A 16133-nucleotide genomic window follows, 5' to 3' on the forward strand; every position below is an offset into this window, starting at 1 on the left:
CCCTTCAGTGTGCGCCGGGTTGGGAAACAACCTTGGGTAGCTCCCAGCCCTTCCACAGCGCCGCAATTCTGATGGCGGTTACCGCAGATATGGTGATCAACATGGCCGCCTCTCTTCCAAGGGGGAGCGTCGCGAGGTATATCACCCCGCCTGCGGCGGCTGCGGAGGCGTAGACCTCCCTCCTGAGGATAAGCGGGATCTCCCCCGCCAGTATGTCCCGCACCACGCCTCCGCCCGCGGCGGTGATGGAAGACAGCATCACCACCAACAGCCAACAGCTCGCCGCCCCGTGGTGAGAGCAGTACGACGCTGTGACGTCGGCTCCTATTGCAGCGAAGGCGCCCAGCCCCAGGGCGTCTGGGTACAACACCACGTCTTTGTGCCTCCGTACATGTGGATACAGGAGGAAGGTGGCTACCGACGCAAGTATCGCGGTAGCTGGGTAGGGCAGATACACTATGTTGACAGGCGGCACCCTGCCCAGCAGAACATCTCTGATTATGCCTCCGGCAAGGGCTGTGGAAAAGCCAAGGGTTATGAAGCCTAGGAGGTCCATGTTTTTCTCGCCCGCTTTCAAGGCGCCGGAGACAGCAAAGGCGACGATCCCCACGTAGTTGAGAACCTCGACTATGACCTCTGCGTACATAGGCCCAGGAGCCGCGCCGTCGCGGGGTCCTCTACCACCGGCTTAACCAGCTTTACGAACCTTCTGACGTCTCTTGGCCGGTAGACAACGACGTACTTCCTCACGCCTTTCTCGTCTGTGGTTTCGAGGGGGTCGATGCCGAGCAACCTCAGCGATTCTACTAACCTACTGTCCGCCACCTTGAAGATGGCTATTACATCTCCGCCGTGTGGATCTCCTGCGAAGAACTCGCCGTATGTCTCAAAAGCCCCCTTTAGGAAGTAGAGGTGCTCAAGCAGGGCGATCGGCCGATACCTGCAGTACCTCTCGTCTAGCTCAACCCTCTCCCTATATATCCCAAGAGACTTCAGCCAGCTGGTTAAATAGGGGGGCGGCCTCTCCACCACGCAACCCCCAACCGCCATGCCCCCCAGGTAGGCCTCCACCCTACGCATAGAGGGGTAGGCTGTATATAGGCATGTAGACGCCCCCCGTGGTGTCTATCAGGTGGATCGCCTTGACCTCGAAGGAGGCTCCCACGTACTTCGAGGCCTCCTCCACGGCTGGAGACAGCTCGTCGGCTGTAGGCCGCTTCAAGCGCACCGCATAGACCGACAAATGCGGCTTGAAGTCCGCGTGTCTCTCCTCTACTGCATCTCCAAGCGCCGATTGTAGAAGAGACCGCAAGGCAGCTAGTTCCCCGTAGGGCTCAGCCTTCAGCGCGATGTATCTCGGCCTTGCGGCGCTTGGCATAAGAACCACCGGGCCTAGCCTAACTACGAACTGCCTATACCTAACCTCGACCTTCGCCGGGCTTCTAATCTTCACCAGCGTTATGTGGGGCTTAAGGGGGACAACCCCCTCGAAGGGGCGTAGGGGGGGTATGGGCGGCAAAACGCCGTAGATGTAGCCCATGGCTAGACGTAGTAGAGCTCCCCCTTCTCCTTCTGTTCTCTGTCGAGAGCCGAGCCGGGTTTGTTAAGCCTTGGTCTACCCGACTTCACGTCGCGCCTAAACGACGCCTCCGCCCACTTTAGAAAGGTGTTCATCCCCGTCCTCATGTCTGTGGGACCTGGGGAGTAGCCCCGCCGCCCCGGCTCGCCGATGAACGGCATTATGGCGTTGGACATATAGTCGAGCATCGCGATGTCGTGTTCAACCACCAGCATAGCAGCCTCGCTCTCCTCTATAATGCGGCGGATGGTCCTAGCCACCGTTATGCGCTGTTCCACGTCTAGATAAGCCATCGGCTCGTCCAACACGTAGAGATCGGCCTTCTTAAGCAACGCCGCGGCTACCACCACGCGCTGGAGCTCCCCGCCCGACAGCTCTCCCATCTTCCGCTCCAGGAGAGGCGCTAGGTTGAACCCGCTGTTTAGATCCGGCCATATCTGGCTGTCTGAGAAGCTCCCCACCTGCTGGGCCAGCCACAGAGAGACCGGCACGTCTTGGTTCCTCACGGCTATGTCTCTTATGTACTGCGGCTTGTAGCTGATGGTGAGGGCGGCGCTTATCTGCCCCTTAGCCGGCTTGACCTCGCCCACTAGGACTTTTAAAAACGTCGTTTTCCCTATCCCGTTCGGCCCCACGACCCCCACGACCTCTCCCTTGGAGATGTAGGAGGAGGCCACCTCCAGTCTGAAGTTGCCCAACTCAACGGCGAGGTCCTCCCACTCGACTAAGCGCTGGGCTTTGACCGACTTCCTCTCGGGGGGACGCGTCTCGAACTTTATCGGCCTGTCCCTGATCCGCATGTTTTCCGACGGTATATAGCCCGAGAGGTACTCGTTGATCGCCTCCCTGGCCCCCGCCGGGTATGACACAATGCCGTAAGCCCCCGGCTTGCCGTAGACGATTACGATGTTGTCCGCCAGGAAGTCCAACACTGTGAGATCGTGCTCAACCACAAGTACGTATTTATCCGCCGTGAGATCCCTTATCGCGTCGGCGATTTTCACCCTCTCCACGATGTCTAGGTGCGTCGCCGGCTCGTCGAAGATGTAGACCTCGGCGTCTTTCGAAAGCGCAGCGGCTATGGCCAGCTTCTGTAGCTCGCCCCCCGAGAGATCCTCAACTCTTCTATCGAGTAGTCTGTCTAGGCCAAACCTCTTTAGGACGTCCTCCCTAATGCCGGCTTTTTTAACCACGTCGGCCACAGGTCCCTTTAGGTACATGGGGATAAGCTCGATGTATTGGATCTTGTGGACAGCCCTCGCCTTCTTGCCGTAGAGCTCCGCGAAGTACGTCTGTAGCTCGGTCCCCCTGAAGTATTTAACCACCTCCTCAGGCGTTGCGCCGCCTGACGTGTTGCACAGGTTGGGCACCAGCTCCCCGGCGAGGATTTTAGCCATCGTGGTTTTTCCCAGGGCGTTTCTGCCCAACACGCCGATGACCTTACCCCTCTTCAAGAGAGGTAGGCGGTAGAGCTTAAACCCGCTGGGCCCGTACCTATGTACGCAGTCTTTCTCAAGCTCGTCCGGCAGATTGACTACTGTGATCGCCTGGAAGGGGCACTTATGGACGCAGATGCCGCAACCGATACACAGCGCCTCGGAGATAACCGCCTTCTTCAGCTGCTCGTCTATGTAGACCACCTTCCCGGATCTGTTCACCGGGCAGTACTTCACGCACTCCTGTCCACACTTCTTGGGCTGGCAGGCGTCTCTGTCTACAACAGCTACACGTGTCACATCGCGGCTATGGCACGCATTTATAACGCTTAAAGGGACGCCCTATAGATATGCCAGCAGAACCACGGCCACTATCGTCACAGCCAGCGCAACGCCGACGGCCTTCCTAGTCCTCTTGAAGACGCCCGCCATGAAGAAAAACGAGGCGAAGAGCAAGGCGGCCATCACGCGCCCGCCCCACTCCCCCAGGCCGGATGCGGCCAAGAGGTGCGCCACTAGGTTAAACACGCCCTTGAGGATGCCCCAGAGGAGCTGGTAGTCGATCATCTACATATCCTCCTGCCTCTCCAATTTATGCATTTTGTAAAAGCCGAGGCCCAGACCGCGAGCGGAATTACGAAGTTGCCAATGGCCCACGCCGCCGCTACGTCTAAAGCCCTGACGGGAACCCCCGCGTGCTTCCGGACCCCCCGGGCCCTCACGAGGTCTTTCACGAGGTTTATTGGATGCAACGCCAATCCGCTCAACAGCCAGATGTCCCCCGTTAAAACTCCGATTACCGGCAACGCCACCGACAGGAGGAATCCCAGAGTATATATGAAGAGCCCGGCGTACCAGCCCGCGGGGGCGTGCCACTTCACCATGAGTATCTGGCGGACCCCCCACCAGAAGGCCTCCCCAACCCCACACTGGGGGTCCGGCGTCGGCGCAATGGCGGATTTGGCGAACCATATAGTGCCTCCCACCTCCTTAATCGCTGAGTAGACGGCGTAGTCGTCGCTGACGTACTTGGGGAGCCTCTCCGCGAGCTTCACCTTGTCGGCGAACTCTTTCCTAAAGGCGGTGGAGCCGCCCCAGACGAACCTCGACCTCTTGTCCATCATCGCTGGGAAGCCGGTGTTGCTTATGGCAAGCCTCACCTTGTGGCACAGCCCCCTCCCCAGGTACCATCTATAGGTCGTAGCCGCCGTGTACCTCCACAGCGGCGACGTCAACGCCTCGAGCCACTGCGGCCCAGGCCTAATGTCGTCGTCAGCGAAGACAACACACTCGCAGTCCACTGCCTTAAGCGCCGTGGCTAAAGCAGCGCTCTTGCCCTCCCCCTCGTTGAGCAACACTCTACCATACTTCTGGGCAAGGCTGTAGGCGGGGTCCTCAGGCGAGTCGACCACGAACAGATACTCCACCTCCGCCCCCACCCTCTGGGCCGTGATAGCCCTTAGGTTCTCCTCGGTCCAGGGGTAGACCCCCCTCATGGGGATCACGACGCATATCTTCCCGCACCTCTGCCCCTGGGGTGGCTCCCGCCTGCTCCAGAACCGTATCTCTCTGAATAGCCCAGCGGTGGCAAGCCCTATGAAGGGGAGTGTCGCCGCCAGCTCTATCACCGGCGTGAGCGACCTCGGCCCTTTTAAAGGTTTTATAAGGTCAGCGGATAGGTTTTGTCCAGGTCGGGACATAAACGGTATTGATATGGAAATTAGGCGTTTGAGGTATATAACCCGGGGCACCGGATATACATGAGCAAACCTCTTAGGGAGTTCGACCTCACATACAACGACCTCTTCAGAGCACCGGACAAGGAGGGAGCCATAGTGTCGGTGCGGGTACACAGGAAGGTCAAGGCGGTCCTGGAGGAGCTTGCCAAGAGCGAGGGCTTAGATGGCGTTTCTGAGCTTGTGAGATACCTAATAGCGGGGTATCTCCTCGGCAAATACAACATAGAGAGGCCCAAGGAGAAGGTCCTCGTGGAGCCCATCGTCTTAACGGTGAACGTCCAGAGAGGCGGCGGCCAGACCGTCGACGACGTTGACTACGAGCTCGCCGCCGAGAAGGTGACCGCCGTGATCAGAGACGTTGAAGACTACATCAGGAAAATCAAGGCAGGTCTAGTGCCGAGGAACCCAGAGATAGCCATGCGCCTTGGGGAGAAGGTGGCCAGAGCTTTGAAGACCGCTAAGAAGCTCGGCATGGAGGAGGAGTACATAAAGCTCATGAAGCTCAAGGCGCAACTCTCAATGTACGGATAAAGTTTTTAAGTTGTCTCTTGTGGGGCCATATGCCAACGTGTGCCAGGTGGGAGCGCTTGATATCTTGGGCTGAGAAAAACGGAAACAAGCTGAAGGCGCTTGAGTTCAAGGAGAAGCTCGTGGAGTGCATTGTGTACACCGCTAGGGAGAAGGTCGCCAGGAGGGAGCTGGCCGAGGCCGAGGAGCTGATTAAATATGGGAAAGAGGCGGCTAAGAGGTTCGGGATAGAGGAGCTGAGCTTCCACCTGTCCCTCCTCGAGAAGGAAATCGCCAAGATTAGAGAGCGGAGGAGGGCTCAGGCTCAGAGCACGTAGACCGAGTCCACGACTTTTCTAAGCCTCCCCACCTTCCTCCTCCCCGCGCCGCTCACCACCGCGTACTTTCCCAAACCGACTGCGAGGAGGTCGACGGCGACGCCTCCGATCTCTCTACCGACCAGCACCAGGTAGCCTCTTTCCCGGAAGTAGCGCCAGTAGTAGTAGAGGTCTCCGTACCTCCTGTTCACCTCCGCCTGTATAGGCCTGCTCCCGTCGATTAGCCTCGCCACGTTTGCCGAGACGTAGAGGTAGTAGTATGGAGGTTTGTCCACGGTCACCACCTCTGCAAGGACGCCCTCCACCTCCTCCGTCGTCGTCAGCTGGACAACGCTCTCCCTCAGCCTCTTGCTCTTGGCGGCGAGGTAGAGGGACTTCCTCTTGCCGTCAAAGATCGTGACCACCGGCGTGTAAAGCCGCTCCCCTCTAACGGCGGCTGGGAGAGTGTGTCCAAACAACTCGACGAATTGAACCCCGTACCCCAACCTCTCAATCAGCTCCGCCGTCAGAAACGGCGACGCCTTTCTAATGCTGGCTCGGCCAGGCCTAAACTTGGCCAGGTTGGCCCTATGTATCTCGGAGAGCCTCGGCGCGAGGTAGTTCACCGCACTGGCTATGTCGAGACCCTCCTCCACTTTTTTAAATACCTCTCTCACGAGCCAGGGAGGCGCGTCTTCAACCCCCACAACCCTTTTAACAGCCTTCTCTATCATTGCTACATACTGACTTTTTATAACCGTTAATAAGCTTATCCGTGGAAATAGGGTTGGTTGGACGTATAAACCCGCCCCTCTTGACGCCGGCGCCGTATCTAGTAGCCGGCGGGTTTAGAATAGTCGAGCTCGCCGCCTTGGCCCTATGCGACGAGGGGAAAGTGGTAGTGTATGTGGAGGAGGCCGCCGACCTCCCCCTCACGTTGGAGGGCTGCCGTTTTGAGGTAAGAGCCGGGGTTCCGCCCGACGTGCCGAAGATCCACGTGGGGTGTGCCCCCCACCTCCTTAGGTCCAGGAGCCTCGTCTGCGGCGGCTCCAGCGTTAGCTTGGGCGGCGAGCCCGCCGTAGCCGAGCCTCTGGAGTCTGTGGCCGACCTAGTGGAGGCCAACGTCGACGTGATGAAGCTCGCACTCCGCCGACTGGCGGAACTCGGCGTAGAGCTGGTGAAGGGCGACTACAGGGGCGAGGTCAAGGGGCCTGTCTACCTAAGAGGCCGCATCTACGAATACACGTATGTGGAGGGGCCCGCGGTGGTGGGGCCGAAGTCTGCAGTGTTGCCCTTCACCTACGTGCGGCCGGGCACAACGCTCTACTTCGACTCGAGGCTACGCGACGAGGGGAAGAACGCGATTCTCGACTCCTACGTCCGTAAACAACACGGCGGCTACCTCGGCGACTCCTACGTGTCCTCCTTCGTGAACTTCGGCGCAGGCACCACCGTTTCTAACTTGAAAAACACCCTTGGCCCTATCAGGCCCTCCTACACCCCCAAGTCCTATAGGAAGTTGGGCCCGGTGGTTGGCGAGTTCGTTAAGACCGCCATCGGCACCTTGATATATGGGGGGAAGTACGTGGGGCCTCTGTCCCACCTATACGGCCTTGTGGACAGGGATGTGCCGCCGCTCACGATATACCGCGGGGGGGTGGCCCAGCCGATGGACGCGGAGAAGGCTAGGGAGTACATACGCCGCGACCTGGCGCAGTTCGGGAGAGAGGACCTCTACCGGTTCTACATCTCTAAGCTATTCGAGAAGCCTCTGCTTTAGGTACTCCCTCTCCGCCTCCTGCAACGCCTCGGTGAGCTTGTTTAGATCCGATGTTCCCACGGAGTTGAGCACCTCCTCCACAGCCTCTATGGGCAACCTTGACGCCAGCGCATATAGGCCGACCCACCCGTACCTCCTCAGTAGTTCGGCGGTACGCCTCACCTCCTCCGCCCCCCTCTTCGCCTCTCGCTCCAGGTTGTCGCTACGCACCACTCTCACAACCCCCACGTTGACACCTCCGCATCTTGGACAGACAAGCTCGGTCACCTCGCCTACTCTCACCAAGCCGTGCCAGCCGCAGTCTTGACATACGGCCAACATTGTGTAGTTGAGTAGCCTGGCCTTGGTGCTGTCTAGGACAAGCCGCTTGAGCCTCTCTGGCGGGATTATCTCAAGCCTGTGCGATAGCTTTTCGTAAAGCACCTCGCCCAGGTACGTGGGCGATGCGGAGTATACAACGGCTATCTCTCCATTTCTCATGCGCTGTATTACGTCGACCGTGTGCTCCAGGTCTAGGTCTCTCTCGAGGGTCTCCCTCAGAGCCTCGTCGAAGACCACCGTGCCGCTGAAGGCCTCCACCAGCTTGGACATGCTTACGCTGTAGACATCGGCATCTTTATCCACCGCGCCCATCTTCTTCGCCACGTGAAGAATCCTCCTCTTGAAGGAGCCCGATTTCACAAGCGCCGACTTGAGGAGCTCGGCTATTTCTCTCACGTCTAACGTGGCCAACCTCCTGAGCTGTTCGCCCACGAGCTCGGCGGCTAGAGGCTCGGCGGACTGGATAATTATGCCGTATGGGTCTTGATGTATGCCGACCGGCTTCTCGAGAGCCTTTATCAACAGCTCGCCTACCAACTTGCCCAAGGTCCGGTTTACCTGAGTTCCAAAGGCCGCGTGTACGATTACGACGTTTTCCCTAAACTGTTCAATGACAACCGTTTTGTCGTCGGGCAGAGGCCCTCTGTGTTTAGACATCTCCTCCACTATGTAACGCGCCACGTCCTCATTTACGCCGTATTCCTCCGCGATCGCCCTATGGTCCCCGCCTTGAGCCCTACGCCTCAAGAGACCCACCTCCTGGGCCACCTCGTAGGGCACCGGGATTTCCTCCCCAATCCAGCTCGGGATAGCCCCTGTGGGGTCGGAGACCTCCACCACCTTGATGCTCCTCTCCTCTATCCCAGTGATAAGCCAGGGCCTCCCCCTGAAGATGAACTTCACCCCCACGTTTCCGTACTCGGCTACGAAGGACTCGTCCAGCGTCCCCACGAGCTCGCCCGTCTTCTCGTTTACGACGGCGTACTGGCGCTCATCTGGAATCATGGAGAGGGTCTCGTAGAAGTAGCGGTAGAAGCCGCGGCCCCTCGGCCTTGCCACAACATCGCTGTCTTCGTAATAGAAAGCCAGCCTGGGGTACAGATCGTTCATGAACTTAACCACCCTCCTCAGCTCCTCAATGGTCAAGTCTCTGTATGGGTAAGCCCTCTTGATCACCTGGTGTAGCTCCTCCAGCCTCCACCTCGGCTTCAGCATGAGAAACGCCACCACCTGGTTCACCAACACGTCGTAGGGCTTACGCGGTATTTGGGTAGGCTCTACCAAGCCGCTCCGCGCCCTCTTCACCACCACCACGGCCTCTATCACGTCGTTTATGTCTTCGCCGACGACGACCCCCCTAGGCACCGAGGTAAGTCTGTGGCCGCTTCTGCCCACCCGCTGTAGAAGCCTTGTGACTTGGTGCGGCGATATGTATTGGACGACTAAGTCCACATGTCCAATATCTATCCCCAGCTCTAGGCTGGACGTGGCGACCACGGCCTTCAGCTCGCCTTTCTTCAGCCTCTCCTCCACCGATATACGCACCATTTTGGACAAAGAGGAGTGGTGCACGGCGATTGGCAAGTCGTTGAACAGCTGCGAGAAGCGGAACCCAAGCAACTCCGCCATGCTTCTCGTGTTTACGAAGACCAGAGTGCTTCTGTTTTCCTCTACAAGCCTTTTTATATATCTGAGGCGGGCCACGACGTCTGGGAAAAGGCCTGAGACCTCGGCGATCTTGTGATCCTCCTCATCCGGCTTGGGCCGGGCCACGTCCAGCTTCATGTATCTGGCGAAGCTCACCAGGACCACCTTGAAGGGCCTTCCGTCCCCCACCAGGAACTTGGCAACCTCCACGGGGCTCCCCACGGTGGCTGAAAGCCCAACGATCTGGAAATCTCTGCCGACGTGATACCGCAGACGCTCCAGCGCTACGCTGAGTTGCACGCCTCGTTTATCTTCGGCGAGCTCGTGCACCTCGTCCACGACGACCCACCTAAGCTCCCTTAGGTGCTCCAACAACCTCCTCCCTGTCATTATAGCCTGCAACATCTCCGGCGTCGTGATCAAGATGTGGGGAGGCGTCTTGCTCTGCCTCTGTCTATCGGCCTTGTCTGTATCGCCGTGGCGCACGTCTACTCTAAAGCCGACCCTCTCCCCCCACCACCTGATCCGGTCGAGCAGATCTCTGTTGAGGGCGCGTAGAGGCGTGATGTAGAGCACGTATATGCCCGGCTTCTCCACCCCGCCCTCCAACATCTTGGAGAGGATGGGCAACATGGCGGTTTCCGTCTTCCCGCTACCGGTGGGCGCGATGACAAGTACGTTGTTGCCGGCTAGGATCTCGGGGATTGCCATCCTCTGGGGCTCAGTAGGCTCGGATATGCCCCTGTCCTTCAACGCCTCCCTCAACAGCGGATGAAGCAGGTGAAAGACCACGCTAGACAAAAGGTTTATTAAATTAACCACACGACGGCACAATGCAGAAGCCGGCCGTTCTACTCCTCCTCCTGCTGACGGCGGCTGTCTGGGCAGACATAGTTTTGGTTAAGGGACCCTCGGGCAACTACACAGCCGTTGTAAACGGGTCAACCTTGGCGATAGACGGGCAGAAACACGCAATACCGCAGAAGCTGAGCTGGTATTTCAACGGGTCCTACACCGCGTACGGAATCTACTACGGTAACCCCCAGTGCGTCTTGTCCATATGGCCGGACAGGCCGGAGTTCTACATCACTTGTACGGTTGGCACCGACATGACGGTGGTGGCTTTGAAGGATCCTAAGGCGAAGATCACATGTCGAGATAAGAACAACGTTCTAGCCCCAGCCGTCTCCACACAACACCTAGAGATATACAACGCCAAGGGGCTGTACCTCGAGTGCAAGTCGGGCTTCTCGGCGACTGTCTCCACCCCCAACCTACTGCTTGCTCTACTTGCTGGGGCCTCGGCCGCCTCTGCAACCCTCCTTATAGCGCTGGGAGTCCTCCTACTCCGCAGAGCCTTCAAATAGGAGCATTAGGGTCTTCTCAGTGACCATTCCGACCACGGCGGTGCCCTCCTCGTTTACCACCGGCACCCCGCCCACGTCGTACTCCAGCATCTTCCTAATGACGTCTACCACCGGGTCGCCGGCTTTGACGAGAAATATAGGCGACTTCGCTATGTTTATGGCGTAGCTGTTCAACACCTCGTCCACTGCCCCCTGCTTTATCTTGTCTATAGTCTCGTCGGCCGCGAAAAACCTCAGGAGATCCTTGGCGTGGAGCATGGCCACGACCTTGCCCGTCTCGTCTACGATGGGGTATCTCCTGAACTTGTAGATGGTTATGCCCTCCAGCACGTCCATGACCGTGGAATAGGGCGTCAATACGTACACTATCCTCGTCATGACGTCCCGCACCCTGTGTGGAAAATCGAGCTCAGACGCTATCTTCAACACGTCCCACTCTGTGAAAATCCCGAGAAGCCTCCCGGCCTCGTCTACGATTGGCATAGACCCAAAGTTGTGACGTAGGAAAAGCGATATGACCTCTCCGACGGGGGTGTCTGGCTTGGCGGTGATCACGCTACGCGTCCCGATCTCCGCCACGCTTTTCATGTATATATCGCTGTAGAGGGAGCCCTCCGCGTTTTTATCGCTCACCCACGAGTAGATGGCGTCTAACACGTCTAGCATGGTGATTATCCCCACAAGCTTGTCGCCGCGTAGAATGGGCAACCTCCTTATGTCCAGGTTCACCATGGTCTTTATGGCGTTTACCACCTTCTCCCCCTCCTGGACCGACACCACGTTTCTCGTCGCGAACTCTATCACAGGCCTGGTGAACATATCCACGGATATGTCACCATCCACGTTTATATAAGTTGCTGAAGTGGGCGCCCAGCTGGCTACAGGCTACGACGTGTGAGCAACCAGTTCCCCAGCGATATAAAGGCCTTCGCCCTGTGCGACACCCTGTTCTTTACCTCGTCGCCTAACTCCGCATAGGTCTTGTCGAAACCCTCCGGTATGAAGACGGGGTCGAAGCCGAACCCCCCCGACCCCCTAGGCTCCTCCGAGATGCGGCCCCTCGTCTCGCCCAAGAAAACCTTCACATCGCCGCCGACGCAGAGCGCAGCGGCGCACCTAAAAACCGCGCTTCTGTTCTCCACGCCCTCGAGCAACTTCAGCAGGCCTCTAAGGCCTATTGTCCTGTAGACGTACTCCGCGTAGGGCCCTGGAAAACCGCCGAGGGCATCCACGTAGAGCCCTGTGTCTTCCACAACCACGTTGTCGCCGTAGTCCCGGCAGAGGGCCTCCGCGGCGTGCTTCGCGACGTTGACAACGTCGTCGTCCTGCACCTCGATTTTCCTAGCCTCAAGCCTCTCTACGGCGATACCCAGCGGCTTGAGGATCTGGGAAATCTCGGAGATCTTGTGGGGGTTGCCCGTCGCGACCCTAATCCTCATCTAGGAGAGACCCATGTGGTTCTTCACACGGGCCAGTAGCTCGTGCTCGGGGGGCACCCCCACGAACTCCACGTCTCCCACGGCGGCGTCTTCTGCTTGGAGTATCACCGTGGGCACGCCTGTGACTCCGTACATATCCGCTATGTCAGGGTTCTCGTGTGCCTCGACGACGACAGACACCACCTTGCCCTTACTCTCATACGCGAACATGTTGGCCAAGAGCACCGCGTATGGGCAGTAGGGACAGCTGGGCGTCACCACGGTAATCACGTTAACCCGCTTCGGGGCGTTCTGAGCTAGCGCTGCCAGCTCCGATCTGGTCTTCTGGCGCAGGCCTGTCTTCCCCGTGCTCAACCTCACCACAGTCTCTATAAAGGCCCTCACCTCCTCGCCTATAGGCGAGCCGAGGTATCTGACAAACCCGTCGCCAAATATTACCGCGGGGACCCTCTGGGGTTCTATTCCGAATTTCTTGAAGACCTCTTGATCCTTGTCGTAGCTGTACTTGTTCACCTTGAGTTTACCAGGCGGCGCAAGCTGGGCGAGCAGATCGATAAGCTCCTCGGTAGGGACGCACCAGTTTGTCTCTCTACCTCCGCAGTTGGCGCTGGTGAAGAAGTTGACCTCCACCACGTTTTCCATCTGCGACAGCATCTCCTTGATGATTTCCTTCGTCTCCTCATCAACTTCGATATGGGGCACCTCTTCAGGGCCGCCTATTGGAACCGCCATGTCAACACAGCCGACATGCATTTTTTAAACTTAACATACGGCTACTTCGACCGCCTCTTCCTCCTCTTCCGCCCAGCTGTCTTCTTCCTCTTCTTCTTCTTTTTCTTCGCCTTCCTCTCCTCCGACTCCCTGCTGGAGACCTCCTCGAGCATTTGGACAACCTCGTCGATTGTCTCCCTGTACTTCTCTACCTTGTTTTTTATCTCCTCAGCCCCCAGCTGAGACTCCGACTTCCACGCGGTTAGATCAAGCACGAAGCCAACCCCCTCTACATAACGCCAGGGGTCAAGCGTTCTCTCCCGGAGCTCCCGGATGAGCGTTGGGGTAGCCCTCTTGCCGTATGGGATAACGGCGAAGACGTGGCCCACCTCAGGATCCTCCACCACCACCAACTTGCCCTTCTGCCCCTGGATCTCTAGGATTGTGGACACGTCGCTGGAAAATATGTAGATTTTAAACTTAGAGCAGGTTAGGCGGTATCGAGGACACCAGCTTCTTGACGGCCTCGACGCTCTGCATGAAGCTCTGGAGCTCGCCGGGGGTAAGCTCCACCTCCAGCACCTTAACCACGCCGCTTCTGCCGAGGACGATTGGCACCTCCACTGGGATGTCTCTAACGCCGTATTCGCCCTGTAGCACCACGGACGCGATGAGGGATCTCCTCGTATCGCGCTTAACGGCTTCAGCCATAACGGCGAGCCCGGCGCCGGGCGCCCAGTTGGAGGAGAAGCCCCTGAGCTCGGTTATTTTAGCCCCGGCTTTTACCGTCTCCTCAGTCACTTCCCTAATCTGCTCCTCCGTCAAAAGCCTGGTTAGGGGTACGCCGTGTATGAAGCTCTTGCTTGGCACGGGGAACATGCTCTCGCCGTGTTGACCTAGCACAATCGGCAGTATTGAGCTGGGGGAAACGCCTAGCTTCTTCGCCGCGTAGTAGGCCAGTCTCCCCGCGTCTAGCACTCCGCTGAATCCAATGACGCGCTCCCTGGGGAAGCCTGTGGCCTTCCACATGACGTACGTCATCGCGTCGAGAGGATTCGTCGTCAGAATCACCACCGAGTCTTTCGCATACTTCCTGATCTCTCTTCCGATCTCGCTCACTATTTTGGCGTTGGCCTCAAGTAGCTGTTCTCTGGTCATGCCGGGTTTTCTGGCAAGCCCGGCTGTCACTATCACCAGATCGCTACCCTCCATATCTCTGTAGTCGTTTGAACCCATGTACTCCACGTCTAAGCCCAGTATGGAGCTCATGTGGTTTAAGTCGAGGGCCTCGCCCTGGGGGAGGCCCTTCACTATATCGACTAGAAGGATCTTGTTGTCTAGCTTCATTATCCCGATTATCGCGGCGGCGGAGGACCCAACCCTGCCGCTTCCGATGATCGTAATCATAGTCTGGCGATGTGCGACCGTTAAAAATATTGATAACTAAATTACAATTACAGCTTGCCTCTGCTGAGGACCCTCGCCGCAACTATCAGTGGATGCCAGACGGGGGCTGTGTCTGGCATGTAGCCGATGTCTGCGAAGAACATGTCGGAGACCGTGTAGCCCCTCTCGGCGGCCACCGCGACGATATCTACATACGCCGCCACGATCTGGCTCCTGCCAAGCACCTGCGCGCCCAAGATACGGCCCGTGGACTCCTCGGCGATAAGCTTCATGTGTACCGTCTCTGCGCCGGGCATGTAGTGCGCCTTCGTCCTAGCCTTTATCAAGGCGCTTTGGGTCTTTAGCCCCAGCTGCGAGGCCTCCCTTTCGCTGAGCCCGGTCCTGGCTATGTACAGGTTGTAGAACTTGGTGACGGCTGTGCCGACTACGCCGGGGAACTTCAGAACTCTGCCCCTCACGGCGTTTCCCCCCGCTACCTGCCCCTCCTTGTTCGCAGTGGGGGCGAGCGGGATCCACACCCTTCTCCCAGTCAACCTGTGGGTCTTCTCCACGACGTCTCCAGCCGCGTAGACGTCAGGCACCGTGGTCTCCATGTACTCGTTGACGTACACGGCGCCGGTCTCCCCAAGCTTTGCGCCGGCCTTTAGAGCTAGGTCCACGTCTGGCTTAACGCCTGTGGCGAGGATCACCTCGTCTACGTTGTACTCCCCCTTCTCGGTGACCACCTTGCTCACGTGGCCTGTCCCGGCCAGCTCCACCACCTTTTCGCCAAGGTGTAGCTCCACTCCGCGGCTTTTCATCTCCTCAGCCACGATGGCGGCCGTGTCCGGGTCAAGCGTAGCCGGCAGTAGCTGGTCCGCCATCTCAAAGAGAAGCACCTTCTTGCCCATCTCAAGCAAGACCTCAGCCATCTCAACGCCGATGTAGCCGCCGCCCACCACGGCTACCGTCTTAGCTTTCTCAAGATGCCCCTTTATCTCGGGGACCTCGTCGGGGTGCCTCATGGTGAGCACCCCCTTCAGATCCACCCCTGGTATCTTCGGCACCAGAGGCTTCGCGCCGGTTGCGATTACGAGCTTGTCCCACTGGATCTTTTCCACGGAGCTCCCTCTCTGGACGGCGACCATCCGCTTGTCGACGTCTACGTCTAGCACGGCGGCCCTGGTCAAAACCCTGATGTTGCGCTCTTTTTCAAACTCCTCCGGCCTATACGTCATCAGATCCTCGTGGCTTTTCACGATCCCCCCAATCGCATAGGGCATGCCACAAGGCGCATGTGTAATCATCGACCCCCTTTCTATCAAAACCACCTCGGCGTTTGGGTCCAACCTCCTCGCCCTAGCCGCTGCCGAGGCGCCGGCCGCGCCTCCGCCTACTATTACGACCCTAACCATACATGGGGGCCGATATGTTGTTTAAAAGTTATCTACAGCCGGCCCTCGACAGGACGGACTCCACAAAGGCCTTAAACTGCGGCGCCGTCAAGAAGCCAGACACGGCGTCTAGAGGCCTCCCCTCTACGAAGGCAACTGTGGTGGGGGTGCCCATCACGCCTAACCTAGCCGCCAGGTCGAAAAACACCTCAACGTCTGCTTTCACGAAGTTGGCGTAGGCCCGGTACCTCTCCCCCACCTGCCTAAAAATCGGGTCGAACATCTGGCAGTAGGGGCACATCTTCCCGAAGAACATAACAAAGGCCGTCTTGCAGCTGGCCACCGCGTTTCTGAGCTGGTCAACGCCGTAGAGCACCTGTCCAGGCGCGTAGCTGACGTTGCAACACTGCGGCGTTTTTCTGCTCGTCAGCTCTACCGCCTTTTTCCACAAGAGCCTCTCCACGTCGTCCATCGCCAAGCAGCCTGGAAACGCCTTAAAAAACATTTCCC

General features: G+C 58.2%; 19 protein-coding genes. 4 read left to right on the top strand and 15 right to left on the bottom strand.

What is annotated here, in order from left to right; genetic code table 11:
• Positions 1-4: 4 nt before the first annotated feature.
• From TNEU_RS07525 to TNEU_RS07550, 6 genes are read right to left on the bottom strand one after another with little or no spacing between them, the layout of a single operon-like run.
• Complete coding sequence (locus TNEU_RS07525) at positions 5-646, bottom strand: trimeric intracellular cation channel family protein (protein WP_012350836.1); 642 nt, start codon at positions 644-646, stop codon at positions 5-7.
• Positions 628-1080 carry a hypothetical protein gene (locus TNEU_RS07530; RefSeq protein WP_012350837.1) on the bottom strand — a complete coding sequence of 151 codons (453 nt, stop codon included), beginning with the start codon at positions 1078-1080 and terminating at the stop codon, positions 628-630. The genes TNEU_RS07525 and TNEU_RS07530 overlap by 19 nt, the downstream gene beginning before the upstream one ends.
• Complete coding sequence (locus tag TNEU_RS07535) at positions 1073-1540, bottom strand: 2'-5' RNA ligase family protein (RefSeq protein WP_012350838.1); 468 nt, start codon at positions 1538-1540, stop codon at positions 1073-1075. Before TNEU_RS07535 ends, TNEU_RS07530 begins: the two co-directional genes overlap by 8 nt.
• Before the next feature lie 2 nt (positions 1541-1542).
• A complete protein-coding gene (locus TNEU_RS07540) occupies positions 1543-3315 on the bottom strand; it encodes a ribosome biogenesis/translation initiation ATPase RLI (RefSeq protein ID WP_012350839.1) in 1773 nt (590 codons plus the stop codon).
• Positions 3316-3357: 42 nt separating this feature from the next.
• Positions 3358-3582, bottom strand: coding sequence for a hypothetical protein (locus TNEU_RS07545; protein WP_012350840.1), 225 nt, complete (start codon positions 3580-3582; stop codon positions 3358-3360).
• Positions 3579-4643 carry a glycosyltransferase family 2 protein gene (locus TNEU_RS07550; RefSeq protein ID WP_012350841.1) on the bottom strand — a complete coding sequence of 355 codons (1065 nt, stop codon included), beginning with the start codon at positions 4641-4643 and terminating at the stop codon, positions 3579-3581. Before TNEU_RS07550 ends, TNEU_RS07545 begins: the two co-directional genes overlap by 4 nt.
• Before the next feature lie 132 nt (positions 4644-4775).
• Between TNEU_RS07550 and TNEU_RS07555 the strand changes: the two genes are divergently transcribed.
• Together TNEU_RS07555 and TNEU_RS07560 are read left to right on the top strand one after the other, a co-directional pair.
• Complete coding sequence (locus TNEU_RS07555; protein ID WP_012350842.1) at positions 4776-5285, top strand: ribbon-helix-helix protein, CopG family; 510 nt, start codon at positions 4776-4778, stop codon at positions 5283-5285.
• Positions 5286-5314: 29 nt separating this feature from the next.
• On the top strand, positions 5315-5599 hold the full coding sequence (locus tag TNEU_RS07560; protein ID WP_012350843.1) for a hypothetical protein: 285 nt from the start codon (positions 5315-5317) through the stop codon (positions 5597-5599).
• On the opposite strand, the gene TNEU_RS07565 is transcribed toward TNEU_RS07560, so the two are convergent.
• Positions 5587-6312, bottom strand: coding sequence for a hypothetical protein (locus TNEU_RS07565; RefSeq protein WP_012350844.1), 726 nt, complete (start codon positions 6310-6312; stop codon positions 5587-5589). The genes TNEU_RS07560 and TNEU_RS07565 overlap by 13 nt on opposite strands.
• A gap of 41 nt (positions 6313-6353) precedes the next feature.
• Between TNEU_RS07565 and TNEU_RS07570 the strand changes: the two genes are divergently transcribed.
• Entirely contained in the window at positions 6354-7358 is a 1005-nt protein-coding gene (locus TNEU_RS07570; RefSeq protein ID WP_012350845.1) for a sugar phosphate transferase, read from the top strand.
• Here the strand turns inward: TNEU_RS07570 and TNEU_RS07575 are convergent.
• Positions 7335-10118, bottom strand: coding sequence for a DEAD/DEAH box helicase (locus tag TNEU_RS07575; RefSeq protein ID WP_148682409.1), 2784 nt, complete (start codon positions 10116-10118; stop codon positions 7335-7337). The genes TNEU_RS07570 and TNEU_RS07575 overlap by 24 nt on opposite strands.
• Before the next feature lie 41 nt (positions 10119-10159).
• On the opposite strand from TNEU_RS07575, the gene TNEU_RS07580 reads away from it, so the two are divergent.
• Positions 10160-10693 (top strand): hypothetical protein, encoded by a 534-nt coding sequence (locus TNEU_RS07580; protein ID WP_012350847.1) that lies wholly within the window; start codon positions 10160-10162, stop codon positions 10691-10693.
• Here TNEU_RS07580 and TNEU_RS07585 read toward each other — a convergent pair.
• Genes TNEU_RS07585 through TNEU_RS07615 form a run of 7 tightly spaced genes read right to left on the bottom strand, consistent with a single transcriptional unit; the run spans position 10670 to position 16095 of the window.
• Positions 10670-11518: a CBS domain-containing protein gene (locus TNEU_RS07585; protein WP_012350848.1), complete on the bottom strand. Its 849-nt coding sequence runs from the start codon at positions 11516-11518 to the stop codon at positions 10670-10672. The genes TNEU_RS07580 and TNEU_RS07585 overlap by 24 nt on opposite strands.
• Positions 11519-11571: 53 nt before the next feature.
• Complete coding sequence (locus TNEU_RS07590) at positions 11572-12132, bottom strand: XTP/dITP diphosphatase (RefSeq protein ID WP_012350849.1); 561 nt, start codon at positions 12130-12132, stop codon at positions 11572-11574.
• Entirely contained in the window at positions 12133-12864 is a 732-nt protein-coding gene (gene pdo / locus TNEU_RS07595) for a protein disulfide oxidoreductase (protein WP_148682410.1), read from the bottom strand.
• A gap of 41 nt (positions 12865-12905) precedes the next feature.
• On the bottom strand, positions 12906-13295 hold the full coding sequence (locus tag TNEU_RS07600) for a hypothetical protein (RefSeq protein WP_012350851.1): 390 nt from the start codon (positions 13293-13295) through the stop codon (positions 12906-12908).
• Positions 13296-13323: 28 nt separating this feature from the next.
• Complete coding sequence (gene mdh, locus TNEU_RS07605; protein ID WP_012350852.1) at positions 13324-14250, bottom strand: NAD-dependent malate dehydrogenase; 927 nt, start codon at positions 14248-14250, stop codon at positions 13324-13326.
• Positions 14251-14297: 47 nt separating this feature from the next.
• A complete protein-coding gene (locus TNEU_RS07610; protein ID WP_012350853.1) occupies positions 14298-15644 on the bottom strand; it encodes an FAD-dependent oxidoreductase in 1347 nt (448 codons plus the stop codon).
• Positions 15645-15672: 28 nt separating this feature from the next.
• A complete protein-coding gene (locus TNEU_RS07615) occupies positions 15673-16095 on the bottom strand; it encodes a thioredoxin family protein (protein WP_012350854.1) in 423 nt (140 codons plus the stop codon).
• Positions 16096-16133 lie beyond the last annotated feature (38 nt).

It is taken from the genome of Pyrobaculum neutrophilum V24Sta, from assembly GCF_000019805.1.
GTDB lineage: Archaea > Thermoproteota > Thermoprotei > Thermoproteales > Thermoproteaceae > Pyrobaculum > Pyrobaculum neutrophilum.

Bases quoted from the DNA above. Each gene is read 5' to 3' on its own strand.
- TNEU_RS07525 (WP_012350836.1), bottom strand. From the start codon at position 646: ATGTACGCAGAGGTCATAGTCGAGGTTCTCAACTACGTGGGGATCGTC.
- pdo (WP_148682410.1), bottom strand. From the start codon at position 12,864: ATGGCGGTTCCAATAGGCGGCCCTGAAGAGGTGCCCCATATCGAAGTT.
- TNEU_RS07580 (WP_012350847.1), top strand. From the start codon at position 10,160: ATGCAGAAGCCGGCCGTTCTACTCCTCCTCCTGCTGACGGCGGCTGTC.
- TNEU_RS07555 (WP_012350842.1), top strand. From the start codon at position 4,776: ATGAGCAAACCTCTTAGGGAGTTCGACCTCACATACAACGACCTCTTC.
- TNEU_RS07610 (WP_012350853.1), bottom strand. From the start codon at position 15,644: ATGGTTAGGGTCGTAATAGTAGGCGGAGGCGCGGCCGGCGCCTCGGCA.
- TNEU_RS07530 (WP_012350837.1), bottom strand. From the start codon at position 1,080: ATGCGTAGGGTGGAGGCCTACCTGGGGGGCATGGCGGTTGGGGGTTGC.
- TNEU_RS07535 (WP_012350838.1), bottom strand. From the start codon at position 1,540: ATGGGCTACATCTACGGCGTTTTGCCGCCCATACCCCCCCTACGCCCC.
- TNEU_RS07560 (WP_012350843.1), top strand. From the start codon at position 5,315: ATGCCAACGTGTGCCAGGTGGGAGCGCTTGATATCTTGGGCTGAGAAA.
- TNEU_RS07545 (WP_012350840.1), bottom strand. From the start codon at position 3,582: ATGATCGACTACCAGCTCCTCTGGGGCATCCTCAAGGGCGTGTTTAAC.
- TNEU_RS07615 (WP_012350854.1), bottom strand. From the start codon at position 16,095: ATGGACGACGTGGAGAGGCTCTTGTGGAAAAAGGCGGTAGAGCTGACG.
- TNEU_RS07590 (WP_012350849.1), bottom strand. From the start codon at position 12,132: ATGAGGATTAGGGTCGCGACGGGCAACCCCCACAAGATCTCCGAGATT.
- mdh (WP_012350852.1), bottom strand. From the start codon at position 14,250: ATGATTACGATCATCGGAAGCGGCAGGGTTGGGTCCTCCGCCGCCGCG.
- TNEU_RS07565 (WP_012350844.1), bottom strand. From the start codon at position 6,312: ATGATAGAGAAGGCTGTTAAAAGGGTTGTGGGGGTTGAAGACGCGCCT.